The sequence below is a fragment of the Pseudophaeobacter sp. A-200-2 genome, from assembly GCF_041008815.1.
GTDB classification, from domain to species: Bacteria; Pseudomonadota; Alphaproteobacteria; order Rhodobacterales; family Rhodobacteraceae; genus Phycobacter; species Phycobacter gallaeciensis_A.
Genome location: NZ_JAXGFU010000009.1, coordinates 215,415 through 229,457, shown reverse-complemented (window position 1 = coordinate 229,457; position 14,043 = coordinate 215,415). Strand labels below are relative to the sequence as shown.

Here is a 14,043-nt window from a genome sequence, read left to right as displayed (position 1 = left end):
GATCCTGCGCTATCCGACCCGCACTTCTTCGGCCTCCGGCATGCGGGCCATCTGCAAAGTAGCCAGCGTCTGGAGAAGGACGGCCTTGCGGATCGGTTTCTGCAGGAAATGATCCATTCCCGCCTCCAGACATTCTGTGCGGTGGCTGTCAAAGGCATTGGCAGTCAGCGCCACGATCACCGGTTGCGGGCCGTCCAGAGCGCGGATTTCCCTTGTCGCCTCGACCCCGTCCAGTTCCGGCATGGACATGTCCATCAGCACGAAATCCGGCATTTGCTCCCGGCAGAGATCAACTGCTTTGCGGCCATTTTCGGCCTCGACGCACTCAACAGGAAGCCCGGCGAAATATTTCTGGATCAGCAGCCGGTTGGTCCGGTTGTCCTCAGCCAGCACGATCCGGGCGCCGGTCAGAACCTCGGTTGCCACCGCAGGAGCAGTTTCCGTTTTCTGCTGAGCCGCTGGGGTTTGTTCCGGCTCCAGTTGGACTTCGAGCCGGAAACAGGAGCCCTGTCCGGCGGCTTGTTTCGGCTGCAGCGAAATGGTGCCGCCCATCCGCTCGGCCAGGATGCTGGAGATGGTCAGGCCAAGGCCGGTGCCCCCAAAGGCACGGGTAGTGGCCGCGTCCGCCTGCGCAAAACGGTCAAAGATATGCTCTGCCTGGCTTTCGGAAATGCCGATCCCGGTGTCCTCGACCTCAACCACGAGCCGGTAGGGCGCCTTCGGATCACTGGTGACACGCACGACAACCTCGCCCTGCGCCGTGAACTTGACCGCGTTGCCCACAAGATTGACCAGGATCTGGCGCAAGCGGCCATCGTCACCGCGCATGCGCTGCGGCAGGGTTTCGTCGATCTCCACCTCAACCGTCAGCCCCTTGCCGTTGGCTTTGGGCCGCAAAAGGTTCACTGCCTGCACGATACAGCTGCGCAGATCGAAATCCGTCGGGGTTATGTCCAGCTTGCCGGCTTCAAGGCGCGAGAGATCAAGAATGTCGTTGATGATTTTCAGCAGAGCATTGGAGGAATCGCGGATGGTTTCCACATAAAGCTGCTCTTCATCTGGCAGTTCCGCCTCGGCCAGAAGATCCGCCATGCCAAGGATGCCATTCATCGGTGTGCGGATTTCATGGCTCATATTGGCGAGGAATTCCGATTTCGCCCGGTCCGCCTGTTCGGCGTTGAGCTTGGCCTCGTGTAGCTCGCTGTTGCGCTGGGTCAGAGCCCGGTTGGCACGGATCAGCTCTTCGCGCAGGTGCACATCGCCAGAGACATCCCAATCGACCCCGATCATGCGCAGTCTCCCAGAGGCATCGGAGAAGGCGCAGCCCAGCGCCCGGATATGCTTTTGCTCGCCGTTCTCTAGCAAGATGCGGTATTCCGAGAGGTAATTCTTGCCATCGTGCGTAGCGCGCCAGAAGGTTTCCACGGCTTGCTGGCAATCGTCCGGATGCAGGCACTTCTTCCACTCGGAGAAATTGATTTTCCCGTTCAGCGCCTCGATCCCATAAAGGTCGGACATGCGCCGATCCCAGATCAGTTCACCGGTCTCCGCGTCCAGCTCCCAGATGCCGATCTTGGAGGTCTCAACGGCAATCTCCAGACGCCGGGAAAGGGTTTCCAGATCCCGTTCGCGGCGTTTGAGTTTCTCGATCGCGTGGCTGCGGGCATCGGCCATGCGGGTGGCAAGCGCGGTGGGCACAAGGACCAGCAGCCCGCCTGCGAGCAGCAGCAACCGCAAGGTCCAGAGGTTGTCCGGCATCACCTCCCAACCGCCCTTCGGCGTGGCGGCCAGCACCCAATTGCCTTCGGCCAGCGACACATCGGTGCGCACCGGGTTGTTTTCCATCACCTCTTCGGAGCCAAAGAACTGACCGCCAGCCGCGCCCTTGCCGTCTTTTCCAAGGATCGCGATATCGAGGCCCAGATCCGGGTCGGTTAGACCAACGGTCTCGTATAACCCATCGGCACTGATGACTGCTGACAAAATACCCCAAAAGCGCAAGGGACCGTCCTGCGAGGTAAAAATAGGGAAGCGCGCCACGAAGGCCTCGCCGCCCTGTACCAATTTGACCGGTCCGGCCAGAACGATTTTGCCAGTATCGCGGGCCTGCTCAGCGGCCGCGCGCTGCGCCTTGTGCTGGTTGTAATCAAGACCTAGTGCAGCCTCGTTGCCCTTCAGCGGGTGAATGAGGGAGATCACCAGATCGGGCGCGGCGGCAAGATGGGTAATCTGCCCGTCCCGCCCGATCATCTGCGCACTCAGATCGGAAAACCGCTGCTGTGTCATGTCCGGCTCGGTCGACATCACTGCAACCAGGCCCTGCACCAACTGAATATCGGCATTGAGCGCGCCCTCAAGCCGGGATCGGATCAACCCGACCTCGCTTTGCACATCCGCGCGCAGACGCTGGCTGTAGATGGTGGAGTTCTGCTGCTCGGCAAATATCGAGGCGCCGACTAGTACCACAATGGTCACAAGCACCGACAGGTAAGAGCGATTGGACACTCCCCTGGCCACACGGCGCAAATCTGCACGTGTATTGGAACTCACGACCATCAAAAGCCTCTTAAAATTGCAATGGGTGCCGCAAAACAACCGGCAATTCCCCTTATGGCCTTAAGTGGTTCAATAGCTCTTAACGGTAGAAATATAAACATCCCCGTTGCACCTTCACCCTACCCAACGGACGTCCGCTCTCCTTTTGGCGGTACGCCATCTGGCCGCCGCAACAGCACAGCCGCCCCCTGGGAGCAAGGACAATATGGCTGAACACGCGCTCCCATGCCGATAAAACCTGTGCAAAGTGACCCAAGGGAAACACCGACAAAAAATACAGTCCGCGGTCGCGTGCCGGAAGGAACGGTATTCCCGTAGTTGAATCAAATCCTTACCCGAGCGTTATCCATCCCTTTGCGAAAAACAACATATATGATTTTGAAAATTTGTACTTCCCCGCCTAACATATTCAAGAACCTGCAGGAGGAAGCGGGTTCGGAACTGTCGCAAGACAGGTTTAGGGAGGAAAAAAATCATGTCAAAAATCGTAACGCGCCGCGGCGCGCTGACAGGTCTTGCCGGTCTGGGTGCAGCGGGACTGGCCGCACCCCATATCGCAACGGCGGCGAGTCACACAAAAACCTGGAAGGTGCAGACATCCTGGCCGGGCGGTGCAGGTCTGCAGATCTTCAAGGACTGGTGCGGTAGCATCGTCGAAAAGACCGGCGGTGAGCTGGCCTTTCAACCCTTTGGCGCCAATGACGTCGTCGGGGACTTTCAGCTCTATGACGCGGTGAAGAATGGGGTTCTGGACGCGGTGAACCCCTTTACCATCTATGCCCAGGGCATCATCCCGGCGGCGGTGTTCCTGTCGTCCTTCCCGCTGGGGCTGCGCAACCCGCATGAATATGACGTGTTCTACTATGGGCTTGGCGGCCTTGATATGGCGCGCGAGCTCTACAAGGCGCAGGGCATGCATTTCGTCGGCCCGATCCACCACGGCCCGAATATCATCCACTCCAAGGTTCCGATCCGCTCGATCGACGACTTCCGTGGCCGCAAGATGCGCCTGCCCGGTGGCATGGTCGCCGAGATCTTTACCGAGATCGGCGCCGAAACCACGGTTCTGCCCGGTTCGGAAATCTTCCCGGCGCTGGAGAAGGGTACCATCGACGTGGCCGACTACGTGGGCCCCGCAGTGAACTACTCGCTCGGCTTCAGCCAGGTGACCGACTATATCGTCATGGGTCCTCCGGGCTTCATGTCGCTCTACCAGCCGGTGGACATCATGGACCTGACCGTGGGCATGGAGAGCTGGAACGCGCTGTCGCCGCAGATGCAGCAGTTCGTCGAAATGGAGACCCACGTCTATTCCGACATGCACCACGCCGCGATCCAGGCCGCCGACCAGGAAGCCTGGAAAAAGTTCGAGGCCGACGGAACCGAGGTTACCCGCCTCAGCCAGGACGATGTGGAGCTGATGACCGAAGTCGCCGTCCCGGTCTGGTACAAATACGCCAACCGCGACAAATCCAGCGCCCGCATTTTCAAGACCATCCTCGACTACATGCAGTCCGGCTCGCTTGGATATGTGGACCCGGCCCTGACCGAAGGCATGTCGCTGGATCTGTAATCAGACCCCAGGCGACGCTGACCAATGCGGACCCGCACATCGCGTGCGGGTCCGTTGCTCTGACCTCAAACAATCAAAAATAACGGGGGACCCCATGCCCAGCCTCGATGTCACCTTGCCCCATTGGGCCTATTGGGTGGGACTGATCGTCTTTCCGCTGGTGGCCATGGTCCTGGCCAGGCGGCCACGGACCGGCCCCAGCAAATATACCAACGCGCTTGGCTATTTCATTCTCGTGACCGGCGGCATGCTGGGTCTGCACCGCTTCTATCTGCGCAGCCTGATGGGCCTGGCCTTCATTCCGGTCTTCATTCTGATCCTGATCTCAAACTCCAACGGCCAGGAAGCCCGCAGCGTGCTGTCGGATGCCTCCAACGTGGTGCGTCAGGCGGAACGGACGCTGGAGCGCGAAACCGGCCGGATCGAAGCCGCCGAGGCGGACCTGCCCAAGATGCGCGCGGATCTGGCCGAGGCCGAAGAAGGCACCTTTGCCAAACGCCGCGCTGAAAAGAACATCGCCCGCGCCGAACAGCGGCTGAGTGACGGGCGCGAAAGGATCGCGCAGGCAACCGAGGATCTGAAAACCGCCACCCCCGCGCTGGAAGTGGCAGGCGACAATCTGGCCTTCTGGAACAAGGTCGGCGCCTATGCGCTTTATGTGCTGCTGGCGGCGATGCTGGTCGATGCGGTGCTGATGCCGGGGCTGGTGCGCCGCGCCAATCAGAACCTGCCCGAGGAAGAACCCGAAAGCGAAGCAGAAAAGGCCCTGCGGGAGCTGGAAGAATCTGAGCGGGTCGAGGATTCCAGCCATGTGTCGACGGGCTGGACCGGCTGGATCGACCGGACATCCCTGATGGCGGGTGAATTCGTCAGCTATTGGGCGGTAATCGCGGTCTTCGTCTATTACTTCGAAGTGATCAGCCGCTATGTCTTCGGCTCGCCCACCAACTGGGCGCATGAGGCGATGTATCTGATGTTCGGCATGCAGTACCTGATTGCCGGCTCTTATGCGATGCTGACCGAGGCGCATGTACGCGTCGACATCTTCTATGCGCCACTCAGCCGTCCGAAACGGGCCTGGGCGGATCTGTTTACCTCGATCTTCTTCTTCATCTTCGCCTTCACCCTGCTCTTCACCGGCTACAAGTTCGCGCTGGACGCGAACGCGGTGGCGACCGGCAACGGGTTCATCTCGGAATGGGCGCGCGGCAATATCGGATTTGGTGAAATGCTGGGCAGCATGAACCTGGCGCAGTGGACCGATCCGAATATCCGCTGGGGCGAAATCAGCTTCAATGAATGGGAAATCCCGCTGTGGCCGATGAAATGGGTCATGGTGATCGGCGGCCTGCTGTTGGTTCTGCAGGGTATTTCCAAGCTTGCGCAGGACGTGCGCGCAATCGTGAAGGGGGCCTAAGACATGGGTCTGGAAATCGGAATTGAGTGGCTGACACTCATCATGTTCGGCTCGCTGCTGGCGCTCTTGCTGGCGGGGCTACCGCTGGCCTTTGTCACCGGCGGTCTGGCCTGCGTGTTCCTCTATGTGCTTGGCGATGAGAGGGCACTAAATATCGTGCCCAGCCGGATCTTCCCGCTGATGACCAATTATCAGCTCTCGGCGATCCCACTCTTTATCTTCATGGCCTCGATGCTGGAACGGGCCGGGATCATCAACGACATGTTCGATGTGATCTACAAGGTGCTGGGCGGCGTCAAAGGCGGCCTTGCCGCCGCGACCATCATCGCCTCAACCGTTCTGGCGGCCATGGTGGGCGTCATCGGCGCCGCAGTGGTGACCATGGGCATCATCGCCCTGCCCGCGATGCTGAAACGCGGCTATGATCCGAAGATCGCGATGGGGTCTATCATGGCGGGCGGTACGCTCGGCATCCTGATCCCACCGTCGATCCTGGCGATCATCTATGCCGTGGTGGCCGAGCAATCGGTGGGTGAGCTGTTCATCGGCGCGGTGTTTCCGGGGCTGATGCTGTCGGGCACATATGTGCTCTATGTGATCCTGCGCTCTACGATCAATCCCAAGCTTGGCCCGCCGATCCCGGTGGAAGAACGCGTCAGCTTTGCAGAGAAGATGCGCCTGATGGGCAATATGTCGGCGCCTATCGCTCTGATCGTCATCGTTCTGGGGGTGATCTTTACCGGTGTTGCTACCCCGGTTGAGGCGGCCGGCATCGGCACCTTCGGTGCCTTCATAGTCGCCGCCATCCACCGAAAGCTGGACTGGCAGACCGTGCGCGAGGCTTCGATCGGCACGCTCAAGGCCAGCGCCATGGTGATCTGGATCATGTTCGGCGCCACCATCTTTGTCGGTCTCTACGTCCTCGAAGGCGGCCAGCAGTTCGTGCAATCGGCGCTGGAGGCAACCGGCTTTGGTCCCTGGGGTATCCTGATCATCATGATGATCGTCCTGGTGGTACTTGGCATGTTCCTTGACTGGGTGGGTATCCTGCTGCTCTGCGTGCCGATCTTTGTGCCGATCATCAAGGCGATGGGGCCTGAACCCTTTGGCCTCACCTCCGAGGCGGATCTGGTGCTGTGGTTCGGGGTGCTCTACCTCGTCAACATGCAGATGAGCTTCCTGTCACCGCCCTTTGGCTATGCGCTGTTCTACCTGCGCGGCGTGGCTCCGGCAGAAATCCCGATGACGGATATCTTCAAATCGGCGCTGCCTTTCCTTGGCCTGCAGATCCTCGGCCTGATCCTCTGCATGGTCTTCCCCGAGATCATCACATGGCTGCCGCGCCTGGTTTACGGCTAAGCAAGACTGCCGCCCAACCGGCCAAGACACCCAACCATGAGCCGCTCCGCCCCGGGGCGGCTCATATTTTTGTGACTTTGTGCCCTTGCGGCGCATTGTCTCTGCCAATCCCCGGCCCAGCAGAGAAGCACGACCTGCTTTATCCCTCAAAATCAGCTGGTTGAATGTGTTCTTGGCCGGATTTCACGCCGCAAAAGCGCCCGCACAGACCATGACCGCAGTTCCTGTTCCAGCAAAGGAGTTTCAAATTTCGCTTGCCATACCCATCTGCTAGGGTATCGGGACAATCAAGAAGCAATAATACAGCAGGCGCATGACCGACACGACCGACCTACAAAGCACCCCCCGGGGTGCAACTCCTGCACGCGACTGGGTGAAAACCCTTGCCGGCTACCGGGATCCCAACCAGCTGCGCAGCGCCTTTGAACTGGGTGCAACCGTCATTCCCTTCGTGATTCTCTGGGCGCTGGCCTGGTGGAGCCTGTCGGTCAGCTACTGGCTGGCCTTCGGCATTTCCCTTTTCAACGCCGCCTTCCTGCTGCGGCTCTTCGCCATTCAGCACGACTGCGGCCATGGCGCCTTCTTCCCCAACCGGACCTTCAGCGACTGGATCGGGCGCGTCATGGGGGTTGTCACATTGACGCCCTATGATGTCTGGCGCCGCACCCATTCGGTGCACCACAGCGCCACCGGCAACCTCGACAAACGCGGCATGGGCGACGTCCACACGCTGACCGTCGCCGAATACCGCGCGCTTGGTCCGTTTCAGCGCCTTGTCTACCGGCTGTATCGCAATCCACTGGTGCTGTTCGGCCTTGGCCCCAGCTATCTGTTCCTGCTGCAAAACCGGGTGCCGTTGGGACTGATGGACAGTGCGAAATACTGGGTCAGCGCCATGCTCACCAATCTGGCCATTGCGGCGGCGCTGCTGACGATCTGGTATTTCGGCGGCTGGCAACCGTTGCTGCTGATCTTCCTGCCGACCACCCTGCTGGCGGCAACCATCGGCGTCTGGCTGTTCTACGTGCAGCACCAGTTCGAACATACCAACTGGGACAGCAACGAAGACTGGCAGCTGCATGACTCCGCCCTGCACGGCAGTTCCTACTACCAGCTGCCCGCCGTGCTACAGTGGTTCAGCGCCAATATCGGCATCCACCACGTGCATCACCTTTACAGCCGCATCCCGTTCTACCGGCTGACCGAAGTGCTGCGCGACCATCAGGAACTGGCCGAAAGCAACCGCATGACCATCCGCGAAAGCCTGGCCAATGCGCGGCTGCACCTCTGGGACGAAGACAGCCGCCGCCTGTTGTCCTTTGCCCAGGCCCGCCCTCTGCTGGCGGCGGCCTGATCCGGGTCAAAGCCACCCTGTAACCGCGTCTTTCATGAGCAAAGACGCGGTTCACTCAGCTTAATACTCCGAAAACTCTCGCTATTTTTCCGGATCGCCGGAAACTCTCTGTTTGCAACGCGCATGCCAGGGTTTTCCAATCTGTGGACGTGGGGTCTGATCAACATGCATCAATTGCTCGAAAAAGAAGAGGCTGCGCTGCGGCGCAGGGCATTGTTCCGGCTGCTGCGCCGGTTCGATTTCGACGCGCCGGAATTCAAGGGAGAGGCGATCTCTGATCCGGTGCCTGCCAGCGTCAGCGCGGCAGAGTATCAGCCAGCCTCCCCGCCCTGTTCGTATCCGCGCAAAGGCACAGTCCCCGGCGAAGGAGCCGCTGCAACAGCTGTTGCAGGTCCTGCCTCATGGCGCCTTACCGCCCCGGCGCCCGGTCGCGAAACAGGGTCACCACCAGCAGGCCCGTAAGGATCATCACCACGCCGGTCAGACCGCCCGGCGTTACCGCCTCTCCCACCACTATGGTGGCGAGGAACCATGCGGTGACCGGCTCGGCCAGCGCCAGAGTAACGGCGGTGGATGCGGTGACCCGGGTCAGCCCCCAGGTATAAAGCGCATAGGACAGCGCCGTGGCCCCAACGCCAAGGAATACCAACCCGGTCCAGGCGGAGGGCCCCGCCAGCCAATCGAGCGGCACCATGAACAGAACCGGCGCAGTTACCAGCGCCGCAACGGTAAAGGTCGAAGCCGCGATCACGGTCGAAGGCAGCGTGCCGCCCATGCGACTGGTGGCCAGCGAATAGGCCGCATAGCAGCCACCCGAGAGCAGCGCCAGGATAACCCCCGACAGTGCGCCGCCCTCGCCTGCGCCCGCATAGCCCAGAAGACCAACGCCCAGAACCGACACCCCCTGCCCCATGAGCCGCAGAGGACCGGACCTGCGCCCCTGCGCAAACCGCTCCCACAGCGTGGCCCAGATCGGCGCACTGCCGATGGCGACCGCGGTACCGATCCCGACCCCGGCCAGCGCGACCGCGTAGAAGAACAACAGGTTGTAGCTGCCGATCGCCACACCGGCGAACAGGACACCCGGCAGCGGCAGATGCCGCAGGGCCAGTCGGTTCTTGGGTTGCATCAGTGCCAGTATGCACAGGGCACCGGCGCCGAACAGCAGGCGCAGCGCCCCCACAGCAAGCGGATCACGGCCCGCAGGCAACAGGGCCTGCACTGTCCCGGTGGTACCCCAGAGCATCGCTGCCAGGATCACCGCCCCCAGCCCCATCCATCTGAAAGACCCCATGTCCGCCCCTGCGTGCTGCCTCTGCACGATCTATCGCCGCAAAGCCCGCAACTTGCAACGCAGAGCCGCCCGCGCAGGATCCCCGGCACAAAGAAAGGGCGCAGGTCAGCGACCCACGCCCTTTCGTACCCCATCGGTTCTGGGATTGGGGTGTTATCCGCCGTGTTTGGCAATCAACGCCTTGGCCTGTTCAATCAGGGCTTCTCCGTCGATGCCCTTGCTGCCGACCTCATCAATCCAGCGGGCGATCACAGGCTGCGCCTTTTCTTTCCAGCGGGCCACTTCGGCCTCGTCCAGAACGACGATCTCATTGCCCTTGTCCTCGGCGATTTCGCGGCCCGGCGCATCGCGCTCCAGCATGACCTTGGCAGCAAAGGCCGAAAGTTTCTGGCCCGATTCCGCGTCGAGAATAGCCTTCAGATCATCCGGCAGGGCGTTGTACTTGTCGCGGTTCATCACCAGCACGATGGTCGCGGTATAAAGCGCCTCCTTGCCACTGAACTCGGTGTGGTGTTCCACTAGATCGGTCAGCTTGACCGCCGGAGTGACCTCCCAAGGGATCACGGTGCCGCTGATCACGCCCTTGGAGAGCGCCTCGGGAATGGCGGGGAGCGGCAGGCCAACTGGGGTGGCGCCCAGTTCCTTCAGCATATCGGTGATGATCCGGGTCGGACCGCGCAGGGTCTGCCCTTCCATGTCTTCCAGCTTGCTCACACCGCTTTCGGTGTGGATCACCCCGGGGCCATGCACCCAGGCGCCCAGCACCTTGACGTCCTTGTACTCGCCTTCCTGTAGATCGGTTTCAACCAGTTCCATGAAGGCCTTCGAGGTGGCCACCGGATCGGTCATCATGAAGGGCAGTTCGAACACTTCGGTCTTGGGGAAGCGGCCGGGCGTATAGCCCACCACGGTCATCACCATATCAGCGACCCCATCAGCCGCCTGATCCATCAGACCCGGCGGGGTTCCGCCCAGCGACATGGCATCGAAATGCTCAATCTTGATCCGCCCGCCAGAGGCTTCCTCCACCTGCGCGCCCCAGGGTTTCAGGATCATCTTTGGCACGGTGGCGGGGGGCGGCAGGAACTGGTGCAGCCGCAGCGTCACCTCCTGCGCCTGTGCCATCAGTGGTGACAATGCGGTGGCCGCGGCAAAAAACGCGGCGCCCAGCAGGGTATGTTTCATCATGTTTCCTCCCAGATGATGATGAAGACCGGGGCGGCATTAGATCACCGCCCCTTTGTTATACGTGTGTGGCTGTCAGTTCAGCGTGACCGGCAGGTTCCGGGGTCCGCGGAAGCCGAAGCCGTAGAAATTGACTGGCTCGCTGTCCGACAGGGTCATGTTGGGGAAGCGGTCGAACAGCATCGGCAGCATGATATTAGCCAACATGCGCCGGGCAATATGTGTGCCCTGACAGAAATGCGGTCCGTTGCCAAAGGCCTGATGCGGCTTGCGCTCGCGGAAGATGTTGAAGCTTTCGCCATCCTCGAAAATCTCTTCGTCGCGGCAGGCCGAGGCCTGAATGGTCATCACCGTATCGCCCTTGGGGATAAGGTGTCCGCGGATCTCGGTGTCCTCCAGCACAAGGCGCGAGCTGGCCTGAATCGGTGCAACCCAGCGCACCCCCTCCTCAAAGGCCTGGCCCCATAGCGCCTTGTCCTTTGCCTCGGCCAGTTGTTCAGGATTGGTGAAAAGGCCGTAGAGGATGGTCAGCAGCGCATCGCGCGGTTCATTGATGCCGCCGCCGATGGCGATCTTGATATTGGAAAAGATCTGGCTTTCGGGGATCGGATCCTCGGCATTCACCATCACAGACAGGGCGCTGGGGTTGGGATCGGCCTTGTGGCGCGGGATCGCAGCACGGAACAGCGCATCCATTTCATCGTTCGCCGCATCGCACTGGGCAAACAGCTCATCGGTGAAGCCGAAGTTGCCGGCCCCGTCGATCAGGATCTGGCTCCAGCGCTGCATGTCATCGTCGCTGGCTTCGGGGATACCCAACAGGTGTTTCAGGCAGCGCGCCGCAAAGGGGCCCGCCAGCGCCGGGAACAGGTCCACGGTTTCGCCGCGTGGCAGCCCCGCGACGAAATCCTCGGCAATCTTGGTATAGATACCCTCCCAGCAACCCTTGATATTGCGCCCGGTAAAGGTCGGCGCCATCGCCTCGCGCTCCCGCGCGTGTTCGGCGCCATCCTTGCGCATCAGCGTATGCGCTCTGAAGGCCCGCTGCATCGGCGTCTTGGGATCGTTGGAGCTGAAGATGCCTGGGTTGTCTTTGACGTATTTGGTGTCCTCGGCGCGGGTCAGCATGGTGCGGCCCAGCGATTTCACCCGCACTACGGGCGCCTCCCGGCGCAGGCGCTGGTAAATCGGATAAGGATCCAGGGTCAGGTCCCGGATCGTAATCGTCTCCTCCTGCGGTGCCTGTTGCAGCATCGAAACCGTCATCTTCTCCTCCCCGAGTGCGACGTGATCCGAACGAGCCTAAAAGCTCCGGCCAAAATGAGGCAATCCGATTTTGTTGATTTTGAACATGCATTTTTTCAATACAAGAGGTGTGCAAACGGGTTAGACTGCTAAAATGAAATCCAATCCCGATCCACTCAGCATTGATTTCGCTGCTTTGCGCACCCTGCGTCTAGTGCATGGCTACCGGTCGTTTTCCCGGGCGGCCGAGACGCTAAACATCAACCAGTCGACCGTTAGCTATACCATCGACCGGCTGCGCCGCGCCTTTGGCGATCCGCTGTTCGTGCGCCAGGGCGGGCGCATGGTCTCGACCGAGCGCTGCGAGGAAATCGTCGCCACCTCCAGCCGGATGCTGGACGAGGTGCTGCAACTGGCCGAACCGCGCGCCTTTGACCCCGGCGAGGCAGAGGCCGAGATCACCATCTCCTGTAACTACTACGAACGCGCCACCATCCTGCCGCAACTGATGCGCAACCTGCGCCGCAGCGCGCCGGGACTGCGCATTTCGATCCTGACCTCGACCGTGGAAGGCAAGCAACATCTGGACCGCGGCGAAAGCGATCTTCTGATCGGGCCGGTACGGATCGAGGGCAGCAATTATTTCCGCCGCACGTTGCTGAGCGAACATGCGGTCATGGTGATGGCCCGCGATGCCCCGCCGGACCGCATGCCGCGCTCCGAAGCGGAATTTCTGGCCGTGCCGCAAGTGGTTGTGAACTATGGTGATTCCTGGCGGTCCCGATTTCTGATGGAAATCGCGGCGGCGGGGAAATCGCTCAATCAGGTGATGTCGATTCCCAGCCCCGCCACCTTGCCGGAGTTGCTGGAAGGCACCGATATGATCGCCACGCTGCCATCGCGGCTGGCCGAACATTTCAAGGATAGGGTTCAGGCCGCGCCCTGCCCCTTTCCCGGGCAGTTCGAAATCGACCTGACCTGGACATCGCGCACCCATCATTCAGCGATGCACGTCTGGCTGCGCGACCAGATCGCCCGCGTCTGTTGACCCGCGCGACCTTGGGTCATCAGCGCATCCACAGACCTTCGGATTTGATGCGGTTGCGGATCGCCTGTTCACGCCGTGGCAGGTTCGCCTGATCAAACAGCGCACGCACCTTTTCGCCCCGCCCCTGATAGATCATCCGCTTCATCGGCTCGTAGGTTTTCAGCACCTTCTTGATCCAGTTCGGGGCCGATGCCTCGTGCAGGACCTTAATGACGTGATCGGTTTCGCGCGCATAGAGCAGCGGAAACAGCCGATAATGGCAGCTGGTCTGCCCATCAAGATAGCCCGAAGGCAACGCATCGCGCCCACCACCAAAGGAATGGATCACCAAAGGCAGCGCGATCTGATCCAGCCAGGGATCCAGCGACTGGCCGACCAGTTCGACTGGCAGATCATCCCGGATCGAGGTGGCATATTCGGCAAAGCGCGCGCCAAACCGGCGCGGGCAAGCGCCGTAGAAGAACCCGGCGTTGAAATAAAGATAGCGCCGCCAGTATCCCTCGGGCTGCGACAGGTCGAGGCTGCTTTCGAAATCGAGCCCGAAGCGGTCATAAAGTGCCCGCCAGATCCCGGTATAGCCCGGCCCATAAAGCGTTGGCTTGGGCCAGGTCCCTTCGCAGCGCAAAGAGGCCGAGGGGCGGCTGAAATCGAACGGCACCTCGGAGAGCTCACCGGTGATCAGCGTGTCGCTATCGAAAAACACGAATGGCTCGCCCTCGGGCAATGCCTGCAAGGCCTCGATCTTGTTGCCATAGGCATAGTTTTCCCCGAACAGCTGACTGTCAAAGGGCAGGATCTCTGCGCCAAGCCTTTCCAGCACCGAAAGAACCTGCTGGCTGCGCAAAGACGGATCCTTTTTCCACAGCGGACCGGGCCGGGGCGTAGCCACGAACAGGCGGCCTGTGAACCCGGGCGAGGCATGGCGGAGCGAGGCCGCAAACAGGATCGCCTCGTATTGCAACCTGCCGTTCTGAGCGACGATTACGATGTTGAAGGGCGGCTGCTCTGCCAT

At 60.9% G+C, this 14,043-nt stretch carries 10 protein-coding genes; 5 read left to right on the top strand and 5 right to left on the bottom strand.

Annotated features, from left to right (window positions below; genetic code table 11):
- Positions 1-9 precede the first annotated feature (9 nt).
- Complete coding sequence (locus SM766_RS15215; RefSeq protein WP_368948330.1) at positions 10-2,505, bottom strand: ATP-binding protein; 2,496 nt, start codon at positions 2,503-2,505, stop codon at positions 10-12.
- 526 nt (positions 2,506-3,031) lie between these two features.
- Between SM766_RS15215 and dctP the strand changes: the two genes are divergently transcribed.
- The 4 genes from dctP (at position 3,032) to SM766_RS15195 (ending at position 8,259) form a co-directional block, all read left to right on the top strand.
- A complete protein-coding gene (gene dctP, locus SM766_RS15210) occupies positions 3,032-4,129 on the top strand; it encodes a TRAP transporter substrate-binding protein DctP (protein ID WP_065273001.1) in 1,098 nt (365 codons plus the stop codon).
- Positions 4,130-4,223: 94 nt separating this feature from the next.
- Positions 4,224-5,546: a TRAP transporter small permease subunit gene (locus SM766_RS15205; protein WP_368948329.1), complete on the top strand. Its 1,323-nt coding sequence runs from the start codon at positions 4,224-4,226 to the stop codon at positions 5,544-5,546.
- 3 nt (positions 5,547-5,549) lie between these two features.
- Positions 5,550-6,905: a TRAP transporter large permease gene (locus SM766_RS15200; RefSeq protein WP_065272999.1), complete on the top strand. Its 1,356-nt coding sequence runs from the start codon at positions 5,550-5,552 to the stop codon at positions 6,903-6,905.
- Between the two features lie 313 nt (positions 6,906-7,218).
- Complete coding sequence (locus SM766_RS15195) at positions 7,219-8,259, top strand: fatty acid desaturase (RefSeq protein ID WP_368948328.1); 1,041 nt, start codon at positions 7,219-7,221, stop codon at positions 8,257-8,259.
- Between the two features lie 409 nt (positions 8,260-8,668).
- Here SM766_RS15195 and SM766_RS15190 read toward each other — a convergent pair whose 3' ends face one another.
- The 3 genes from SM766_RS15190 to SM766_RS15180 form a co-directional block, all read right to left on the bottom strand.
- Positions 8,669-9,553: a DMT family transporter gene (locus SM766_RS15190; protein WP_368948327.1), complete on the bottom strand. Its 885-nt coding sequence runs from the start codon at positions 9,551-9,553 to the stop codon at positions 8,669-8,671.
- A gap of 153 nt (positions 9,554-9,706) precedes the next feature.
- Positions 9,707-10,738: a TRAP transporter substrate-binding protein gene (locus tag SM766_RS15185; RefSeq protein WP_065273778.1), complete on the bottom strand. Its 1,032-nt coding sequence runs from the start codon at positions 10,736-10,738 to the stop codon at positions 9,707-9,709.
- Between the two features lie 75 nt (positions 10,739-10,813).
- Positions 10,814-12,004 carry a cytochrome P450 gene (locus SM766_RS15180; RefSeq protein WP_065272995.1) on the bottom strand — a complete coding sequence of 397 codons (1,191 nt, stop codon included), beginning with the start codon at positions 12,002-12,004 and terminating at the stop codon, positions 10,814-10,816.
- A 133-nt stretch (positions 12,005-12,137) separates the two neighbouring features.
- Between SM766_RS15180 and SM766_RS15175 the strand changes: the two genes are divergently transcribed.
- The gene (locus tag SM766_RS15175) at positions 12,138-13,031 is read left to right on the top strand and encodes a LysR family transcriptional regulator (RefSeq protein WP_065272994.1); all 894 of its coding nucleotides are present in this window, start codon (positions 12,138-12,140) and stop codon (positions 13,029-13,031) included.
- Between the two features lie 19 nt (positions 13,032-13,050).
- Here SM766_RS15175 and SM766_RS15170 read toward each other — a convergent pair whose 3' ends face one another.
- On the bottom strand, positions 13,051-14,043 hold the full coding sequence (locus SM766_RS15170) for a GT-B fold glycosyltransferase domain-containing protein (RefSeq protein WP_368948325.1): 993 nt from the start codon (positions 14,041-14,043) through the stop codon (positions 13,051-13,053).

Bases quoted from the DNA above. Each gene is read 5' to 3' on its own strand.
- SM766_RS15190 (WP_368948327.1), bottom strand. From the start codon at position 9,553: ATGGGGTCTTTCAGATGGATGGGGCTGGGGGCGGTGATCCTGGCAGCG.
- SM766_RS15205 (WP_368948329.1), top strand. From the start codon at position 4,224: ATGCCCAGCCTCGATGTCACCTTGCCCCATTGGGCCTATTGGGTGGGA.
- dctP (WP_065273001.1), top strand. From the start codon at position 3,032: ATGTCAAAAATCGTAACGCGCCGCGGCGCGCTGACAGGTCTTGCCGGT.
- SM766_RS15200 (WP_065272999.1), top strand. From the start codon at position 5,550: ATGGGTCTGGAAATCGGAATTGAGTGGCTGACACTCATCATGTTCGGC.
- SM766_RS15170 (WP_368948325.1), bottom strand. From the start codon at position 14,043: ATGGCAGAGCAGCCGCCCTTCAACATCGTAATCGTCGCTCAGAACGGC.
- SM766_RS15175 (WP_065272994.1), top strand. From the start codon at position 12,138: ATGAAATCCAATCCCGATCCACTCAGCATTGATTTCGCTGCTTTGCGC.
- SM766_RS15185 (WP_065273778.1), bottom strand. From the start codon at position 10,738: ATGAAACATACCCTGCTGGGCGCCGCGTTTTTTGCCGCGGCCACCGCA.
- SM766_RS15180 (WP_065272995.1), bottom strand. From the start codon at position 12,004: ATGACGGTTTCGATGCTGCAACAGGCACCGCAGGAGGAGACGATTACG.
- SM766_RS15195 (WP_368948328.1), top strand. From the start codon at position 7,219: ATGACCGACACGACCGACCTACAAAGCACCCCCCGGGGTGCAACTCCT.